The sequence below is a fragment of the Streptomyces actuosus genome, assembly GCF_016921115.1.
In the GTDB taxonomy this organism is placed as follows: domain Bacteria; phylum Actinomycetota; class Actinomycetes; order Streptomycetales; family Streptomycetaceae; genus Streptomyces; species Streptomyces actuosus_A.
Genome location: NZ_JAFFZS010000023.1, coordinates 1 through 17185 on the forward strand (window position 1 = coordinate 1; position 17185 = coordinate 17185).

The 17185-nt window shown below is 73.8% G+C and carries 15 protein-coding genes and 1 pseudogene; 6 read left to right on the top strand and 10 right to left on the bottom strand.

Annotation, left to right across the window (positions count from 1 at the left end):
- Window positions 1-337 precede the first annotated feature (337 nt).
- The gene (soxR, locus tag JS756_RS24350; RefSeq protein ID WP_205385323.1) at window positions 338-811 is read right to left on the bottom strand and encodes a redox-sensitive transcriptional activator SoxR; all 474 of its coding nucleotides are present in this window, start codon (window positions 809-811) and stop codon (window positions 338-340) included.
- Between the two features lie 105 nt (window positions 812-916).
- On the opposite strand from soxR, the gene JS756_RS24355 reads away from it, so the two are divergent.
- A complete protein-coding gene (locus tag JS756_RS24355; protein ID WP_205385324.1) occupies window positions 917-1378 on the top strand; it encodes a MaoC family dehydratase in 462 nt (153 codons plus the stop codon).
- Between the two features lie 174 nt (window positions 1379-1552).
- Here JS756_RS24355 and JS756_RS24360 read toward each other — a convergent pair whose 3' ends face one another.
- From JS756_RS24360 to JS756_RS24370, 3 genes are all read right to left on the bottom strand, one after another.
- Window positions 1553-2179: a TetR/AcrR family transcriptional regulator gene (locus tag JS756_RS24360; RefSeq protein ID WP_205385325.1), complete on the bottom strand. Its 627-nt coding sequence runs from the start codon at window positions 2177-2179 to the stop codon at window positions 1553-1555.
- A gap of 117 nt (window positions 2180-2296) precedes the next feature.
- Window positions 2297-2584 (bottom strand): YiaA/YiaB family inner membrane protein, encoded by a 288-nt coding sequence (locus JS756_RS24365; protein WP_205385326.1) that lies wholly within the window; start codon window positions 2582-2584, stop codon window positions 2297-2299.
- A gap of 59 nt (window positions 2585-2643) precedes the next feature.
- On the bottom strand, window positions 2644-3795 hold the full coding sequence (locus JS756_RS24370) for an acyl-CoA dehydrogenase family protein (protein ID WP_205385327.1): 1152 nt from the start codon (window positions 3793-3795) through the stop codon (window positions 2644-2646).
- 89 nt (window positions 3796-3884) lie between these two features.
- On the opposite strand from JS756_RS24370, the gene JS756_RS24375 reads away from it, so the two are divergent.
- From JS756_RS24375 to JS756_RS24385, 3 genes are all read left to right on the top strand, one after another.
- On the top strand, window positions 3885-4517 hold the full coding sequence (locus tag JS756_RS24375) for a TetR/AcrR family transcriptional regulator (RefSeq protein ID WP_205385328.1): 633 nt from the start codon (window positions 3885-3887) through the stop codon (window positions 4515-4517).
- A 47-nt stretch (window positions 4518-4564) separates the two neighbouring features.
- The gene (locus JS756_RS24380; protein WP_205385329.1) at window positions 4565-5275 is read left to right on the top strand and encodes an ArsR/SmtB family transcription factor; all 711 of its coding nucleotides are present in this window, start codon (window positions 4565-4567) and stop codon (window positions 5273-5275) included.
- Between the two features lie 216 nt (window positions 5276-5491).
- Window positions 5492-6427, top strand: a complete 936-nt coding sequence (locus JS756_RS24385; RefSeq protein WP_205385330.1) for a DMT family transporter — start codon at window positions 5492-5494, stop codon at window positions 6425-6427.
- 296 nt (window positions 6428-6723) lie between these two features.
- On the opposite strand, the gene JS756_RS24390 is transcribed toward JS756_RS24385, so the two are convergent.
- From JS756_RS24390 to JS756_RS24415, 6 genes and pseudogenes are all read right to left on the bottom strand, one after another.
- Window positions 6724-7806 carry a Zn-dependent alcohol dehydrogenase gene (locus JS756_RS24390; RefSeq protein WP_205385331.1) on the bottom strand — a complete coding sequence of 361 codons (1083 nt, stop codon included), beginning with the start codon at window positions 7804-7806 and terminating at the stop codon, window positions 6724-6726.
- A gap of 17 nt (window positions 7807-7823) precedes the next feature.
- Window positions 7824-9212: an aldehyde dehydrogenase family protein gene (locus JS756_RS24395; RefSeq protein ID WP_205385332.1), complete on the bottom strand. Its 1389-nt coding sequence runs from the start codon at window positions 9210-9212 to the stop codon at window positions 7824-7826.
- Between the two features lie 214 nt (window positions 9213-9426).
- Window positions 9427-10758, bottom strand: coding sequence for an ABC transporter ATP-binding protein (locus JS756_RS24400; protein WP_205385333.1), 1332 nt, complete (start codon window positions 10756-10758; stop codon window positions 9427-9429).
- Window positions 10759-10929: 171 nt separating this feature from the next.
- Window positions 10930-11154, bottom strand: a pseudogene (locus tag JS756_RS24405) (class F sortase); the annotation flags it as partial.
- A gap of 102 nt (window positions 11155-11256) precedes the next feature.
- Complete coding sequence (locus JS756_RS24410) at window positions 11257-13488, bottom strand: molybdopterin-dependent oxidoreductase (protein WP_205385334.1); 2232 nt, start codon at window positions 13486-13488, stop codon at window positions 11257-11259.
- Window positions 13489-13828: 340 nt separating this feature from the next.
- Entirely contained in the window at window positions 13829-14446 is a 618-nt protein-coding gene (locus tag JS756_RS24415; protein WP_205385335.1) for a TetR/AcrR family transcriptional regulator, read from the bottom strand.
- A 594-nt stretch (window positions 14447-15040) separates the two neighbouring features.
- Here JS756_RS24415 and hmgA point away from each other — a divergent pair.
- On the top strand, window positions 15041-16354 hold the full coding sequence (hmgA, locus tag JS756_RS24420) for a homogentisate 1,2-dioxygenase (RefSeq protein ID WP_205385336.1): 1314 nt from the start codon (window positions 15041-15043) through the stop codon (window positions 16352-16354).
- Between the two features lie 61 nt (window positions 16355-16415).
- Window positions 16416-17165, top strand: a complete 750-nt coding sequence (locus JS756_RS24425; RefSeq protein WP_205385337.1) for a GntR family transcriptional regulator — start codon at window positions 16416-16418, stop codon at window positions 17163-17165.
- The last annotated feature ends 20 nt before the right edge of the window (window positions 17166-17185 follow it).

Consider the following 17185-nt stretch of genomic DNA (forward strand, 5'->3'; position numbering starts at 1 on the left):
CGTGGTCGTCGCCGTGAGCGTCCTGGCGCTCGGAATGGCGGTGATCTGGCGGAGAGCTGAGCGTGCAAGGCGCCGGCTTGACTGATCTGATCGCTCAACCGGTCCACAACTATTGACAATTACTCCTCCTCCCAACACCCATGCGAGTGAAGTGCAGAGAAGGAGGACACCCTGTACCTGCCGGACGGTCGACGCGCCGCGTCCAACGCCCAGTTGGTGGCGGAGGCGCTGACCCGGTACGCGGAAGCCCGGCACTCGCCGTAGGACCGGGAGTCCGGTGCGGAAGGACGGGAGCGGGCCGCGCCGGGCGGGCCGCCGCGTGCTCCCCGTGACCGGCTCACGCCCGGCGGTCGCCCGGGCGTTCCGCCAGCAGGCGGGAGCCGGCCAGGTTCTCGCCGAAGACGTCGTCCGGGTTGGACAGCACGCAGGAGTCGAGGGAGAGGCATCCGCAGCCGATGCAGTCGACGAGGTGGTCGCGCAGCCGGTTGAGCTGCCGGATGCGTTCGTCGAGTTCGCCACGCCACTTCGCGGACAGGCGCGCCCAGTCGTCGCGGGTCGGTGTCCGCTCCTCGGGCAGTTCGGCGAGGGCCTCGCGGATGGTGGCGAGCGGGATGCCGACGCGCTGGGCGGCTCGGACGAAGGCGACCCGGCGCAGCGTGTCGCGGCCGTAGCGGCGCTGGTTGCCGGCTGTGCGGCGGCTGGAGATCAGGCCCTTGGCCTCGTAGAAGTGAAGCGCGGAGACGGCGGCGCCGCTGCGCGCGGAGAGCTGGCCTACGGTGAGCTCGTCGATCTTCCGGGGAATCTTCGGCACTCCGCGCAGCCTACCCGTGCACGCCACACCGCCGGTCCGTTGACAGCCGACCTCCCTACGACCATGCTAAGCAGTTGCTTAGACATCACACGAGAGGCCGGGACCATGGCAGAGCCGAGGATCTTCACGTCCGCCGACGAACTGCGGGCGGCGGTGGGTGAGCAGCTGGGGTACACCGACTGGCTGGAGGTCGACCAGAAGCGGATCGACCTGTTCGCCGATGCCACCGGCGACCACCAGTGGATCCACGTCGACCCGGAGAAGGCCGCCGCGGGGCCGTTCGGGACCACGATCGCCCACGGGTACCTCACCCTGTCCCTGCTGCCGCTGTTCGGTCCGCAGCTCATCGCGGTCGAGGGCGTGAAGATGGGCGTCAACTACGGAACGAACAAGGTCCGCTTCCCCGCGCCGGTACCGGTGGGCTCGCGACTGCGCGCCACCGCGGCCGTCACCGGGGTCGAGGACGTGCCCGGCGGGATCCAGGTCGCCGTCGCCTTCACCGTGGAGCGCGAGGGCGGGGACAAGCCGGTGTGCGTCGCGGAGTCGGTCTCGCGCTACTACCTGTGAGTCCCGCCCCGGGCCCGGGGCCGGGGGAACGAGCCACCCACCCTCGGCCCCCGGCCGACTCGGCGGATCGGCCGACCGCCACGCCCGGAGCCGTCCCCGAACACGCTCCACCACCGGATCGGTCCCGGTGGCGGCAGCGCGGCGGACGGAGCAGGCGATCGCCCCGGCGGGGGGCTACCTGCCGGCCCCCACCATCCGCAGCACCAGGTCGGCGTAGAGCGCGCCCACCTCGTCCGGTGTGCGGGGGCCGTTCACGTTGAACCAGCGCGCGACGTCGATGCACAGCGACAGCACGGCGAGCGTGGTCCCCTGCACGTCGGGGACGTCGAACTCGCCCGCCGCGACGCCGTCCTCGATGATCCGGCGGACCTCCGCGTTGACCTGGCGGCGCAGCCCCACGATCTCGGCGCGGGCGTCCGGCCCGAGCGAGTCCAGCTCGTACTGCACGACCCGTGCGGTGGTGCGCCCGCCGGCATGCCAGCGGACGAAGGAGCTGACCGCGTCGGCGAGCCGCTCGGCCGGGGTGCCCTCGCGTCGGGCCGCGGTCCGCAGGATGTCCAGCGCCTTCTCGTGTCCGATGCGGCTGATCCGGTGGAGCAGCTCTTCCTTCGTCTTGTAGTGGATGTAGAGCGCGGCCGGGCTCATGCCGGCGCGGCCCGCGATGTCGCGGGTGGTCGTGGCGTGGTAGCCGCGCTCGGCGAAGGCCTCCACGGCGGCGATCAACAGTCGCCGGGCCGCGTCCGGGGTGACCTCGCCCCACGGCTGCGTCTCGCCGCCGGCCGTCTCCTCCGCCGTACTCATCGCTTGTTCGCCCCTCTCGGTGACAGGAGCCCCCACCATACCGCCGAAGGTGAGCGGTTGCTTAGAGCACCTGCTCGGACAGGGTCGTGAACCGGCCGCGCGGATCCGCCGCCCGCCTCAGAGCTTCTCGAAGGGGTCGTGCTCGGCGAGCAGCTTCTCCAGTCGCGCCTGGTCGACGCGGCTGACGATCCGCCCGGCCTCCTGCCGGTCCCTGACGACCTTGGCGAGGGTGAAGGACGACGTGACAAGGTACAGGACGGCGATGGCGAGGAAGCCGCGGACCCAGCCGTCGGCGCCCAGCCGGACGATCCCGACGGCGGTGGCGGCCATGGCCATGGCGAAGGAGGCGACGGCCTGACCGTAGAAGGCCGCCGTGCTCTGCTGCTTGACCGGTGTGTCACTCATGGGCACCAGTTTCGGCGGACCCGGTCACCGCCACATCCGCCGACGTACTCAGGCGGTACTCAGAACGCCGACACACCCGTCAGCGCCCGCCCGATGACGAGCTTCTGGATCTGGCTCGTGCCCTCGTAGAGGGTCATCACGCGCGCGTCCCGCAGCAGCTTGCCCGCCGGGTACTCGTCGATGTAGCCGTAGCCGCCGAAGACCTGGAGGGCGTTGTTGGCGGCGCGGACTGCGGCCTCGGAGGCGAAGAGCTTGGCCTTGGAGGACTCCACGGCGAAGGGCAGGCCGCGGTCGATCAGGTCGGCGACGCGCCAGGTCAGCAGCCGCGCGGCGTCCACGTCGACGGCGATGTCGCTGATCAGCTCCTGCACCAGCTGATGGTGGGCGATGGTCCTGCCGAACTGCTCGCGCTCCCCCGCGTACCGCACGGCCGCGTCCAGCGCGGCCTGCGCTATGCCGACGCAGCCCGCCGCCACCGACATCCGCCCCTTGGCCAGGGCCGACATGGCGACCTTGAAACCCTGGCCCTCCTCGCCCAGCAGCGCGGAGGCCGGGACGCGCACGTCCTCCAGCACCAGTTCGGCGGTCGCCTGGCCGCGCAGACCGAGCTTGCCGTGCAGGGTGCGGCGGGTGAGCCCCGGGGTGTCGGCCGGGACCAGGAAGGCGGAGACACCCCGGTGGCCGGGGGCGTCCGTGGAACGGGCGAAGAGCAGGACGACGTCCGCCCAGGTGCCGTTGGTGATGAACATCTTGGTGCCGCTGACGACGTAGTCGTCGCCGTCGCGCACCGCTCGGGTGGCGAGACTGCCGGCGTCGGAGCCGGTGCCCGGCTCGGTGAGGCCGAAGCAGCCGACCAGCTCACCGGCGGTGAGGCCGGGCAGCCACTGCCGCTTCTGCTCCTTGCTCCCCCAGGCCGCGATCGTCTTGGCGACGAGTCCGAGCGAGACGGAGACGATGCCGCGCACGGAGGAGTCGCCCCGGCCCAGCTCCTCCGTCACCAGGCAGTAGGCCAGGTGGTCGCCGCCGGAGCCGCCGTACGCCTCGTCGACGGTGATCCCGAGGAACCCGACCTCACCGAGCTTCTTCACGATCGAGCGGTCGACCTCCTCGGCCCGGTCCCACTCGACCGCGTTCGGGGCGATCTCGCGCTCGACGAAGTCCCGGGCGAGCCGGCGCACGGCCGCCTGCTCCTCACTGAGCTCCAGGTTCATCAGGGACCACCCCACAGATCGCGGACTTTGAAAGCCGTACATTTAAATTAGCACTGCTAGTTTCCTGGTGCAGCCCTACTATGTGCGCCATGGCCCGACCGCGCAAGCCCCTCCTCAGCACCGACCGCATCGTCGAGACGGCACGGGAACTCGTGGACGCGGAGGGCCTGTCGGCCGTCTCCACGCGCCGGCTCGCCGCCGAGCTGGGGGTGAGCGGACCCTCGCTGTACAACCACTTCCGCACCAAGGACGAGATCCTGGAGGCGGTCGCCGACTCGGTGAGCGGCCAGGTCGACCTGTCGATGTTCGAGGACGGCCGGGAGTGGCGGACCGCGCTGCACGACTGGGCCGTCTCCTACCGGGCGGCCCTGCGGGACCACCCGAACATCGTCCCGGTCCTCGCCCGCGGGCCCGGCCGCCGCCCGGCCGCCCTGCGGCTCGCCGACGCCGTCTACGGCGCGATGGTGGAGGCGGGCTGGCCGCCGTCGCAGGCGACCTCGATCGGCGCGCTGATGCGGTACTTCATCATGGGCTCCGCCCTCGGCTCCTTCGCCGGGGGCTTCGTGGAGGACCCGAACGCCTACGACCCGGCCGACTACCCGCATCTCGGCCAGGCCCACCTCCTCGCCGAGCAGCAGGAGAAGATCGACGAGCGGGCCTTCGAGGCGGGGCTGACGGCGCTGCTGGACGGCCTGGCACAGCAGTACGCCCAACTGCCGTGACCACACTTCGGCCGCTGCCGAAGTATTCCTGCCGCATGCTGGGACGCATGACCGCCCAGGACGCGCAGGCACCCGGACTCGCCCGGCTGGCCGGGCTCATCGCGGACGAGACGCGAGCGGCCTGCCTGCTGGCCCTGCTCGACGGCCGGGCGTGGACCGCGGGCGAACTGGCCCGGCACGCAGGGGTCGCCGCCTCGACGCTCAGCGAGCACCTGGGCAAGCTCGTCGCCGGCGGGCTGCTCGCCGAGGAGCGGCAGGGCCGCCACCGGTACGTCCGGCTCGCCGACGCGCGCGTCGCACAGCTGCTGGAGGACCTCGCCGCGCAGGTCGACCCGCGGGCGGTGCGCCGGCCGCGCAGCCTGCGGGAGGCGACCGCAGGGTCCGCCATGGCCCGCGGCCGGACCTGCTACGACCACCTCGCCGGACGGCTCGGCATCGCCGTGACGGACGCGCTGACCGCGCGCGGACTGCTGCGCCAGGACACCGGCTTCGCCCTCACCGAGGCGGGGCTGGAGTGGTTCGACGCCACCGGAATCACACTTCCCCGCGCCGACCGCCGGCCGCTGGCCCGCGGCTGCCTCGACTGGACCGAGCGGCGCCCCCATCTCGCGGGCGCGGCGGGTGCGGCGCTGTGCCGGCACGTGTTCGACGCCGGATGGTGCGTGCGCATCGGGTCGGAGCGTGCGGTGCGGGTGACACCGTCGGGCGAGCGGGCGCTGGCCGAGTTGCTCGGCATCGGCCCGGCGGTACTGCGGTGAACCCCGGGACCGCGGGGGACGGTCCCGGACGCGGGCGAGCGGGGCCGGTCCTGCAGCCCCGCCCGCGCACCCGCACCCGCCGCACCCGCACCCGCACCCGCACCCGCACCCGGCGAGGTGACCCGCGCACCACCGGCCCCGGCCCCGGCCCCGCCGTCCGGTCGACGTCCGCCCGCCCGCACCCACCACCGCCACCACGTCGACCTCAGGAGCACGATGAACACCTCCACCCGTCCCCAGCTGCTCGCCGCCGGTGCCGCCACGGTCACCGTGGTGCTGTGGGCCTCCGCCTTCGTGTCGATCCGCAGTGCGGGCGAGGCCTACGCGCCGGGGGCGCTGGCGCTCGGGCGGCTGCTGTCCGGCGCGGTCGCCCTCGGCACGCTGTGCGCCCTGCGGCGGGAGGGATGGCCGCCGCGGTCGGCCTGGCGGGGCATCGCGATATCGGGCGTCCTGTGGTTCGGGGTCTACATGGTCGCCCTGAACTGGGGTGAGCAGCAGGTGGACGCGGGCACGGCAGCCCTCGTCGTCAACGTGGGCCCGCTGCTCATCGCGCTGCTGAGCGCGCGGCTGCTGGGCGACCCGCTGCCGTCGCGGCTGCTGGCGGGCATGGCGGTGTCGTTCGCGGGCGCGGTGACCGTGGGCCTGTCGATGTCCGGCGGGGGCGGGTCCTCCCTGCTCGGGGTGGCGCTGTGTCTGCTGGCGGCGGTCGTGTACGCGGCCGGGGTGGTCGCGCAGAAGCCGGTGCTGGGCCGGGCGAGCGCGCTGCAGGTGACGACGTTCGGATGCCTGGTGGGCGCCGTGGTGTGCCTGCCGTTCGCCGGGCAGCTGGTCGAGCAGGCCGCGCGGGCGCCGCTGCCGGCCACGCTGAACATGGTGTACCTGGGCCTGTTCCCCACCGCACTGGCGTTCACGACGTGGGCGTACGCCCTGGCCCGCACGACCGCGGGCCGGATGGGGGCGACCACCTACGCGGTGCCGGCGCTGGTGGTGCTGATGTCGTGGCTGGCCCTCGGCGAGGTTCCCGCCCCGCTCACTCTGGCCGGCGGCGCGCTGTGCCTGGCCGGGGTGGCGGTGTCCCGCTCCCGATCGCGGACGGCCCGGATCGCCGCCACCGCCCCGCGGCGGCCGGAGGAGGCCCGCGAGTCGGCGTGAACGCGCCCCGTGCGCCGCGGCCCGGCCCCGCGGCGCACGGCAGGCGGACGGGCCGTCGGCACGCCGGGACGGGGACCGCCGGGCCGGTGAGCGTGAGGCGGCCGGGGCGTGGGCGCAGGGCCGCCGGGACGTCGCACGGCGGGCCGGGGGCCGGGCGCCGAGTTCGGCCCCGGGCCGGGTCGGTACCTCGGTCGGCGGGCGGCGGGCCGGGCGGGCGGCGGACGACGGGCCGGGCGGGCGGCGGGCCGGGCGGGCAACGGGCGGGCGCGCCGGCCGCACCCGTTGCCCGGCAGGGATCAGAAGACGACCAGTGCCCGGCCGCCCTTGCCCGCGAGCATGTTGTCGAAGGCCGCGGGGATGCCGTCGAGCGCGATGCGCTCGGTCACCAGGGCGCCGAGGTCCAGCCGGCCGGCCCGGACGTGCTCGGCCAGGACGGGAAGGTCGGCGGCGGGGTCGCAGTTGCCGTAGACGCACCCGGACAGGGTGCGGCCCCAGTGGAAGATCTCCAGGGCGTTGAAGGTGACCTGCTGGTCCTTGCCGCCGATGCCGACGACCGTGGTGCGGCCGCCACGGCGGGTGGAGTCCCAGGCGGCGCGGATCGACACCGCGCGGCCTGCGCACTCCACGGCCACGTCCACGCCGTGCCCGCCGGTGAGCGCTCGGATCTCGCGGGCGGTCTCGTCGGAGGCGAGCACGTACTCGGTGGCCCCCGCCGCCCGCGCCAGCTCCTCCTTCTCCGGCAAGACGTCGACCGCGACGATCGTGGACGCGCCCGCGATGCGGGCCGCCTGCAGCGTCGCGAGTCCCACCCCGCCGACACCGAAGACGGCCACCGTCTCGCCCGGGCGGACCTTCGCCGCGTGATGGACGGCGCCGTAGCCGGTGAGGACGGCGCAGCCGAGGAGGGCCGCGTCGGTGAGCGGAACGCCGTCCGGGAGCGGCAGGGCGCAGGAGGCCGGCACGACCGTCTCCTCCGCGAACGCGGCGACGTTGAGGCCGGGGTGGAGTTCGGTGCCGTCGGTGGTGCGGGCGTGGACGCCGACAGCGCCGTTCAGCGCGTTGGCGCACAGCCAGACCTCGCCGAGCGAGCAGGCGTGGCAGGTGCCGCACGAGGGGGCCCAGTTCAGGACGACGGGGTCGCCGGGGGCGAGGTGACCGACGCCCTCCCCGACGGCGACGACGGTGCCCGCGCCCTCGTGGCCCAGGACGGCGGGAACCGGCACCCGCATGGTGCCGTTGGACAGGGACAGGTCGGAGTGGCAGACCCCGGCGGCGGCGAGCCGCACGCGGACCTGACCGGGTCCGGGGTCGGGCAGGACGATCTCGGCGAGCTCCAGCGGAGCGCCGATGGCGGGGAGTACGGCAGCGCGGACAGCCATGACGGGCAACAACTCTCCTAGAACTGGAGGGACTTGGTCTGGAGGTACTCGGCGAGGCCGTGCACGCCCAGTTCCCGGCCGACGCCGGACTGCTTGTACCCGCCGAAGGGTGCCACGGGGTTGAAGCGCCCGCCGTTGATGTCGACCTGCCCGGTCTCCATCCGGCGCGCGAAGGCGACGGCCTCCGCGTCCTCGCCGGCCCAGACGGCGCCCGCCAGACCGTAGACCGTGCCGTTGGCGATGCGCAGGGCGTCGTCCTCGTCGGTGTAGCGCAGGATCGACAGGACGGGGCCGAAGATCTCCTCCTGGGCGATGGTCATCTCGGGGGTGACGTCGGCGAAGACGGTCGGGCTGACGTGGTAGCCCCGCTCGCGCGGCGGCTCGGAGCCGCCCGCGACGAGTCGGGCGCCCTCGGCGACGCCCTTGTCGATGTAACCGCGCACCCGCGCCTGCTGTGCCGCGTTGACCAGCGGGCCGATGCGGTCGCCGTACTTGGCGGCGGCGGCCGCGGCGAGTTCGACGGCCTCGTCGTAGCGGTCCCGGTGCACCAGCATCCGGGTCCACGCGCTGCATGTCTGACCGGAGTTGGACATCACGTTGGCGACGCCGACGTTGACCGCGCGGGCGAGGTCGGCGCTCGGCAGGATCACGTTGGCGGACTTGCCGCCCAGCTCCAGGGCGACCTTCTTCAGGGCACCGCCCGCGACCGCGCCGATCCGCCTGCCGACGGCCGTGGAGCCGGTGAAGGAGACCAGGTCGACCCCCGGGTGTTCGGCGAGGGCCTGCCCGGCGACCGGGCCGAGACCGGTGACCAGGTTGAAGACACCGGCCGGCACACCCGCCGCGTGTACGGCCTCGGCGAACAGGCGGGCGACGAGCGGGGTGTCCTCGGCGGGCTTCAGGACGACCGTGCAGCCGGCCGCGAGCGCCGGGGCGACCTTGGCGACGACCTGGTGGAGCGGGTAGTTCCAGGGCGTGATCGCGCCGACGACGCCGATCGGCTCCAGGAGCACGGTGGAGGTGCCGGCCTTCTCCTCGAAGGGGTGGACCGCCGCCAGCTCGGCGTACGAGGCCGCGACCGCGATGGGCACGGCCGCGTGGACAGCCTGCGAGAAGGGCAGCGGGGAACCGAGTTCGGCGGTGACCGTCTCGGCGATCTCGTCCTTGCGGGCCACCAGCACGTCGCGCAGCGCCGCCAGGCGCGCGGCACGCTCGGCGGGCGGGGTCGCGGCCCAGCCCGGGAAGGCGGTTCGCGCGGCGCGTACGGCGGTGTCGACGTCGAGGGCGGTGCCGGCCGGGACGGTGCCGATCACCTGCTCGTCGACCGGGTTCACCACCTCGATCACGTCCTGCCCCGCCGCGGGCCGCCAGGCGCCGTCGATGTAGATGCCCTCGTGTGCCTTCATCGTGCTCCTCCCGGACCGGTCTCGTCGTCCGACACATAAACTAGCGGCGTTAGTTTTCGGGCGCCAGGGGGTCACCACTGAGGCCCGATGATGCCACCGGCCCGTTGCGGACGGGCGCCGGGGAGGACGAGGAGAGCAGGGAGCGGGACGGGGGGGGGAGGCAGGGGGGAGGGACAGGGGGAGCGAGCCGGGGGGAGGGCGGACGGAGCCGGCGTCATTCCGCCAGATCGGGCAGGCGCGCCGGGGCCGGGCAGATGCGTTCACCGTGCTGGTCGAAGACGAAGAGGTGGGCGAGGTCGACGAGAAGGGGCACCTGCATGCCGTGCCGCAGGTCGATGTCGGGCGTGGTGCGCACCACCAGGTCGCCGGGCAGGTGGGCGGGCTCCGGGCCGGGCGCGGCGTCGGCCGGGCGGTCGAGGACCGCCACGGACCCGGCGCGCAGGGCTTCCGCGCGCTCGCGCAGCCGGTCCAGGACCGAGCCGTCGCGGCGGCGGCGCCGGGCGGGCCGGCTGGCCGGGCGCGGGTTCTCCAGATCGGGCACGACCGCCGGGCGCGAGCCTGTGTTGAAGTGGACGAGCGCCTCGTGGCCCTGGAACTCCACGTACTCCACGAGGCCGGTCAGCGGCACCTCGCCCGGGCGGGCGGACGCGTGCTTGGCGATGCGGACGGCCTCCGAGCGCAACCCCACGATCACCTCACGGCCCTGCTGCACGCGCAGCAGCTGGTGGTCCAGGGAGAGGGGTTCGGGCAGCCGCAGGAACTGCTTGCCGAGGCTGATGGTCATGGCGCCGTCGAGCGGGGCGCGGACCAGGCCGCGCAGCAGGTTGATGCGCGGGGTACCGACGAACGCGGCGACGAAGACGTTGCGCGGCAGCGCGTAGACCTCGCGCGGGGTGCCGACCTGCTGGAGCACGCCGCTGCGCATGACCGCGACCCGGTCGCCGAGCGACATGGCCTCGGACTGGTCGTGGGTGACGTACACCGTGGTGGCCCCGAGCTCCCGGGTCAGCTTGGATATCTCGGCCCGCAGATGGTTGCGGAGCTTGGCGTCGAGATTGGACAGCGGCTCGTCCATCAGGAAGGCGGAGGGGTGGCGGGCGATGGCCCGGCCCATGGCGACACGCTGGCGTTCGCCGCCGGAGAGCTGGGCGGGATAGCGGTCCAGGAGGTCCTCGATGCCGAGCATGCGGGCGGTGGCGTCCACGCGCGGGCGCGGATCGCCGCCGGGGTTCTCGATGCGCAGCGGGAATCCGATGTTGTCGCCGCTGGTCATGCTCGGGTAGAGGGCGAAGCTCTGGAACACCATGGCCATGTCCCGGCCGGACGGGGGCAGGTCGTTGGACCGCTCGCCGTCGAGCAGCAGGGTGCCGTCGGTGATGTCCTCCAGCCCCGCGATCATGCGCAGCACGGTGGACTTGCCGCAGCCCGAGGGGCCGAGCAGGACCAGGAACTCGCCGGGCGCGATGTCCAGCGAGAGCCGGTCCACCACGCGGGTGCCTTTCGTGTAGACCTTGCTCACGTCGTGCAGGGAGATGGCGCGTGTCATGAGTCGTCCCCAGAGGCTGCCACTGGGCGCCGGCGCTCAGCGGTCGGACGCTCCTCGCGGAACGCAAGGGGCGTTTGAGTCACGGAAGTTAACGGAATGCATGCGCCGGGGGGAAGAGCCGGGAGGCATCACGTTCTCCCGCCCACGGATCGGGAGGGCGGACCTCCGGATTCAGCGCGGGACAACCGGTCCGTGCGGGGCGTCCGGTCCGTGCGGGGCGCGGACTTCGGCGAGGTGGGCGAGCACGACGACGCCTCCGCTGTACCCGGGCCGGCGGTGACGGGTACCGCCGCAGGTGATCAGCCGCAGCTCGGGGCGACCGCGGTCGCCGTGGACCTCCTGGTCGGGGAAGTCCGCCTTCTCGTACGACTTCACGGCGTCGACGCTGTACACCGCAGGAAGGCTCCGCGGGGCGAGGCCTCGCGCGGAACGGCGGCGTCGTCCCGTGCCGCGGCACCCCGGCCGGCGCCCCGCCTGCCCGGTGCGCCCCGCCCCGGCTCAGCGAAGGGCGGTGAGTTCGACCGGGATGCCGTTGAGCACCGCGTTGCCGGACAGCGGGTCGAGCAGGCTGCCGTCCAGCAACTGGTTGACGTTGACGCCCGGGGTGGTGGAGGCGTGGCCGAGCCGGGTGCCGGGGCGGTCGTGGCCCCAGCCGTGCGGCAGGCTCACCACGCCCGGCCGGACGTCCTCGGTGATCTCGGCGCGGGCGACGACCTCTCCCCCGGCTCCCTCGACACGGACGTCCGCTCCGTCGCGGACGGCGAGACGGGCGGCGTCGGCCGGGTTCAGCTGCAGGGTGCAGCGGTTGGTGCCGCCGGTCAGGGCGGGGATGTTGTGCATCCAGCTGTTGTTGGAACGCAGGTGGCGGCGGCCGACCAGGACGAGGCCGTCCGGCCGCTCGGCCATGGCGTGCCGCAGCCGGGGCAGGTCGTCGGCGATGGGCTGCGGCAGCAGCTCCACCTTGCCGCTGGGGGTCTTCAGCGGCTGCGGCAGACGCGACCGGAGCGGTCCGAGGTCGATGCCGTGGGGACGCGCGAGCAGCGCGGCCAGGTTCAGGCCGTCCGGGCGGACACCGAATCCGTCGCCGTAGGGGCCCAGGCGGAGCATCATGTCCAGGCGCCGCTCCGGGCCGCTGGTACCGGTGAGCTGTTCCGCCAGCTCCCTCGGGTCGCGGCCGTGCACGGGCGAGTGCTCCTCGCGGACCGCCTTGCCCAGCGTCTGGCCGATCACCAGGTCGTCGACGGCACCGGGCTCGGCGCCGTGCATGCCGGTCACGGCGAGGATCAGCCGCGCCATGATCTCCGTCTCCGCCATCCGGCCGGGCTCCAGCGGAACGGCCGGGCGGCTGTAGCGGACCTGATTGCGCACGGCGAGGGTGTTGAAGGCGAAGTCGTGGTGCGGGCTCTGGGAGGGCGGCGGCGGGGGCAGGACGACGTCGGCGTGGCGGGCGGTCTCGTTCAGGTAGGGGTCGACGCTGACCATGAAGTCCAGGGACGCCAGGGCCTTGTCGAGGCGGTTCCCGTCGGGGGCGGAGAGCACGGGGTTGGCGGCGACGGCGATGACCGCGCGGACCGGCTCGCCCTCCTCGGTGGCGGTGTCGATCTCCTCGGCGAGCGCGGAGATCGGCAGCTCCCCCTTGGCCTCGGGGTGCCGGCCCACCCGGGAGTGCCAGCGCCCCAGCCGGAAGCCGTGGCCGGGGCCGGCCGGCCGGGGCGTCCGGTCGGTGGCGGCCTGCGGGAAGAGCGCGCCGCCGGGGCGGTCGAGGTTGCCGGTGAGGATGGCGAGGACGTCCACGAGCCAGCTGGCCAGTGTGCCGTGCGGGACGGTACAGCTGCCGATGCGGCCGTAGACGGCGGCGGACTCGGCGGCGGCCAGCTCGCGGGCGAGGGTGCGGATGAGGGTGGGCTCGACGTCGCAGGCGGCGGCCACACCCTCCGGCGTGAACTCCTTGATCGCGGCCCTCAGCTCGTCGAGCCCCAGGACGTGCGGCGCGAGGTCGCCGAGGGCGACGAGGTCCTCCTCGAAGAGGACGTGGGCCAGGGCGGCCAGCAGGAGGGCGTCGGTGCCGGGCCGGATCGCGACGTGGCGGTCGGCGAGCTTCGCGGTGCGGGTACGGCGCGGGTCGACCACTGTCAGGGTCCCGCCCCGCGCCCGGAGCGCCTTGAGCCGGCCGGGGAAGTCGGGGGCGGTGCACAGGCTGCCGTTGGACTCCAGGGGGTTGGCGCCGATCAGGAGCAGGTGGTCGGTGCGGTCCAGGTCGGGCACGGGGATGGCGTTGGCATCACCGTAGAGGAGCCCGCTGGAGACGTGCTTGGGCATCTGGTCGACGGTGGAGGCGGTGAACAGGCTGCGGGTGCCGAGCCCGGCGAGCAGGACCGTCGGGTAGAGGGCCCCGGCCATGGTGTGCACGTTGGGGTTGCCGAGGACGACGCCCACGGCGTGCGGGCCGTGCCGCTCGACGATCGGGCGGATCCCGGCGGCGATGGCGTCGAAGGCCTCCTCCCAGGTGGCCTCGCTGAGCTCGCCCCCTCGGCGGACCAGGGGGGTGCGCAGCCGGTCGGGGTCGCCGTCGACGGCACCGAAGGCGGCGCCCTTGGGGCAGATGAAACCCTTGCTGAACACGTCCTCGCGGTCACCGCGGGCCCCGGTGACCCGGGTGCCGTCGATGGTCAGGGTCAACCCGCAGGTGGCCTCGCACAGAGGGCAGATTCGCAGGGCGGAGCGGGACACGGGTCCTCCCGGGGATGGCAGCGGTGGCGCACGACTCGGGGCCGAGCATACCGACCGGTATGCATCCTGCCCAGGGTTCTCCGCCCGGCACCACCCACCGGCCCCCTCGACCCGGCACCGTCGGCCGGATCCGCGCCCTCGCCTGCCACCGTCACCGCCACCCCGGGCTCCACCCGACCCGGACGCCCGAGTCCGCGGCACCCCGCCCGGACGCCCGAGTCCGCGGCACCCCGCCCGGACGCCCGCGCCGCGCCCCGGCCGCCAGTGCGTACCCGGCGTCCGGCGTCGCCCACCCCGGCCCCGCCGGCCTTCGCCTGCGGTCCGGCCTCCGGGGCCCGCTTCAGTCCAGCACGCGCCCGAGGTACGCCCGCAGCAGCGCACGCATCTCGGCGATGATCTTCTCGTCGCCCTCCGGGTCCACCCGGAAGGCCAGTTGGACGAGGGTGTCCGCGGCCTCCACCGCGACGAGGAGGGTGCGGCGCAGGTCCTCGTCGGGCACACGCCCGAGGTGGGCCGCGAGCAACCCGGTGAGGCGGTCGGCGACCCGGTGGTTGGGCTCGCCGTCACGGGTGCCGACCGGGATCTGGTTGCCGAAGTCGACGAGGGAGAACCCGGGCGCGGTGCGCTTCATGGCGAGGTACTCGTCGAGGACGGCGTCCAGGGCTGCGCGCCACTCCCGCGGCCCGGTGGCGCCCAGCCGGAGGGCGACCCGCTCGGACCAGCGCTCAAGGTTGCGCTGGGCGAGGGCGTCGACCATCTGTCTCTTGTTGCCGAAGAAGCGGTAGACGGAGCCGATGGGGACACCGGCGCGCAGCGCGACGGCGCGCGTGCTCAGGGCTTCGTATCCGACCTCGTCGAGCAGGTCGGCGCAGGCGTCGAGGATCCTGCTGAGCCGCTCGGCACTGCGCCGCTGCACGGGCGCTCGGCGTAGCGATGTCGCGTGGGGCACGGGCTTCATGATGCCTCTCCGCCGGGGTCCGGTGAACCTCGGCCCTGTGTACGCACGGCGACGCCCTCCGTACTCACCGCGCGGGGCGGATCCACGTCCCGCCCTGAACGCCACGTCACGGCGACGGCGCACGCCCTCGTCACCGCCGGGAGGGAGCCCGTCCAGCGGCGCGGAATCCGGGCGCCCGCCCTCCGCCCACGCGCCACACCGCCCCGCTTCCGGGTCCGCGCGCCGAGCCGGGGATCCGCCGCCGACCCGCTCTCGACACAGCCGCGCACGGGAGATCACCCCCCCCTGCGGGATCCGCCCTCCGCCCGCCCCGGGAGCGTGAGCGGTTGCGGGATCCGCCGGCCACCCGTACCCGCCGCCGCCCGCAGCCCGCGATCCGGCCGACGGAGAACCGCCCGGTCGCACGCGCCGGGACAAATTCGTCGCGTCCACGACATGACACAGACGCTTCCCCCGCACCCGGGACCGGCCCGATCGCCCGGACCGGGTTCCGGCCTTCCTCGCGGCACGCGGACCGGCACACCTCTTGCGCAGGCGGCGATCGCAATCCTACGGTGTTGCATAGGAATCAGCACCACTAGGGAGCGAGTGAACATGAGCGGGGACGCGCGGAAGACCGCCGAGGGACTGGCCTATCTCTCCGGCTTCGGCAACGAGCACGGCTCCGAGGCGGTTCCGGGCGCCCTGCCCGAGGGTCGCAACTCACCCCAGCGCGCGCCGCTGGGGCTGTACGCGGAGCAGCTGAGCGGTACGGCGTTCACCGAGCCGCGGGCCCACAACCGCCGCTCCTGGCTGTACCGGATCCGCCCCTCGGCCGCTCACCCCGCGTTCACCCGCGCCGGCAACGGCGCCCTGCGCACGGCCCCCTTCACCGAGGCGGTGCCGGACCCGAACCGCCTGCGCTGGAACCCGCTGCCGCGGCCGGAGCGGGGCACGGACTTCCTCGCGGGCCTGTGGACGCTGGGCGGCAACGGCGACGCCGCCCAGCGTGCCGGCATGGCCGTGCACCTCTACCACGCGGACGCCTCCATGGAGCGCGTCTTCAGCGACGCGGACGGCGAGCTGCTGATCGTCCCGGAGCACGGCGGGCTGCTGCTGCGCACCGAGTTCGGTCTGCTGCACGCCGAGCCGGGCGACGTGGCGCTGATCCCGCGCGGTGTGCGCTTCCGGGTGGAGCTGCTGGACGAGACCGCGCGCGGCTACGTCTGCGAGAACTACGGCGCGTCCTTCCGTCTGCCCGACCTCGGCCCGATCGGCGCCAACGGCCTGGCCAACGCGCGGGACTTCCGCGCCCCGGTCGCCGCGTACGAGGACGTGGAGGGCCCGGTGGAGGTGGTGAACAAGTACTGTGGCAGCCTCTGGACGGCCACCTACGGCCACTCGCCGCTGGACGTGGTCGCCTGGCACGGCAACTACCTGCCGTACGTCTACGACCTGCGCCGCTTCAACGTCATCGGCTCCATCTCCTACGACCACCCCGACCCGTCGATCTTCACGGTGCTGACCTCGCCGTCCGACACCCCGGGCCTGGCGAGCGTGGACTTCGTGGTCTTCGCGCCGCGCTGGCTGGTCGGCGAGGACACCTTCCGGCCGCCGTACTTCCACCGGAACGTGATGAGCGAGTACATGGGCCTGATCGAGGGCGCCTACGACGCGAAGGCCGAGGGCTTCGTGCCGGGCGGCGGCTCGCTGCACAACATGATGTCGGCGCACGGCCCGGACCGGGAGACGTTCGACCGGGCGAGTGCGGCGGAGCTGAAGCCGCAGAAGGTCGACGACGGCCTGGCGTTCATGTTCGAGACGCGCTGGCCGGTGAACCTGACCCCGCAGGCGGCGGACGCCGAGCACCTGCAGCAGCGCTACGACGACGTGTGGCAGGGCCTGGAGCGGCACTTCAGGGCGTTGTGACGGCCGTGCCGTCCGGCTCGCCCTTGCACTGAACGATCTCCGACCGGTACGGATGGGCCCCGTGACCTCCTTCGCCCCGGACTCCGTCGTCCTGAACCGCAAGCTGCCCCTGTGGTACCAGGTGTCGCAGTCGCTGCGCGCCTCCATACTGGGCCGCTCGCCGCACGACCCGCTGCGCCTGCCCACGGAGGAGCAGCTGGCCGGGCACTACGGCGTGAGCGTGCTGACGATGCGGCAGGCGCTGAAGGAGCTGGAGGACGAGGGGCTCATCACCCGGCACCGGCGCCGCGGGACGTTCATCGAACCGGACGTCCGGCGCGGTGCCCCGGTGCGACTGCTCGGCTCGGTGGACGCGATCGTGGCCCAGCAGTCCGGCATGACGACCGAGCTCCTCGGCCACGGCGGCCAACCGGTGCCCGCCGAACTGGCCGAGTACTTCCCGGACCTCGCCGAGGTCGCCGCGTACCACCGGCTGCGCGGCGACGAGAAGACCGGCGAGCCGACCAACCACGCGCGCAACTGGGTCCGCCCGGAACTGGCCGCCCGCATCGACCCCGAGGACCTGGTGCGCTGGCCCATGACGAAGGTGCTGCGGGACGTCGTGGGCGCGGACATCAGCAGGATCACGGACACCGTGGAGGCGCGGATCGCCGACCCGGAGACGGCCCGGCTCCTCCAAGTGCCGCTGCTCAGCCCGATCCTGCACTACACCGGTGTGACCTACGACACCGGCGGCCGGGTGCTGGACGTGGCGGTCATCCACTACCGGGGCGACCGCTTCTCCTTCACCGTGACGCTGGACGCGACCTGACCCCCGCCCGGGGGCCCGTC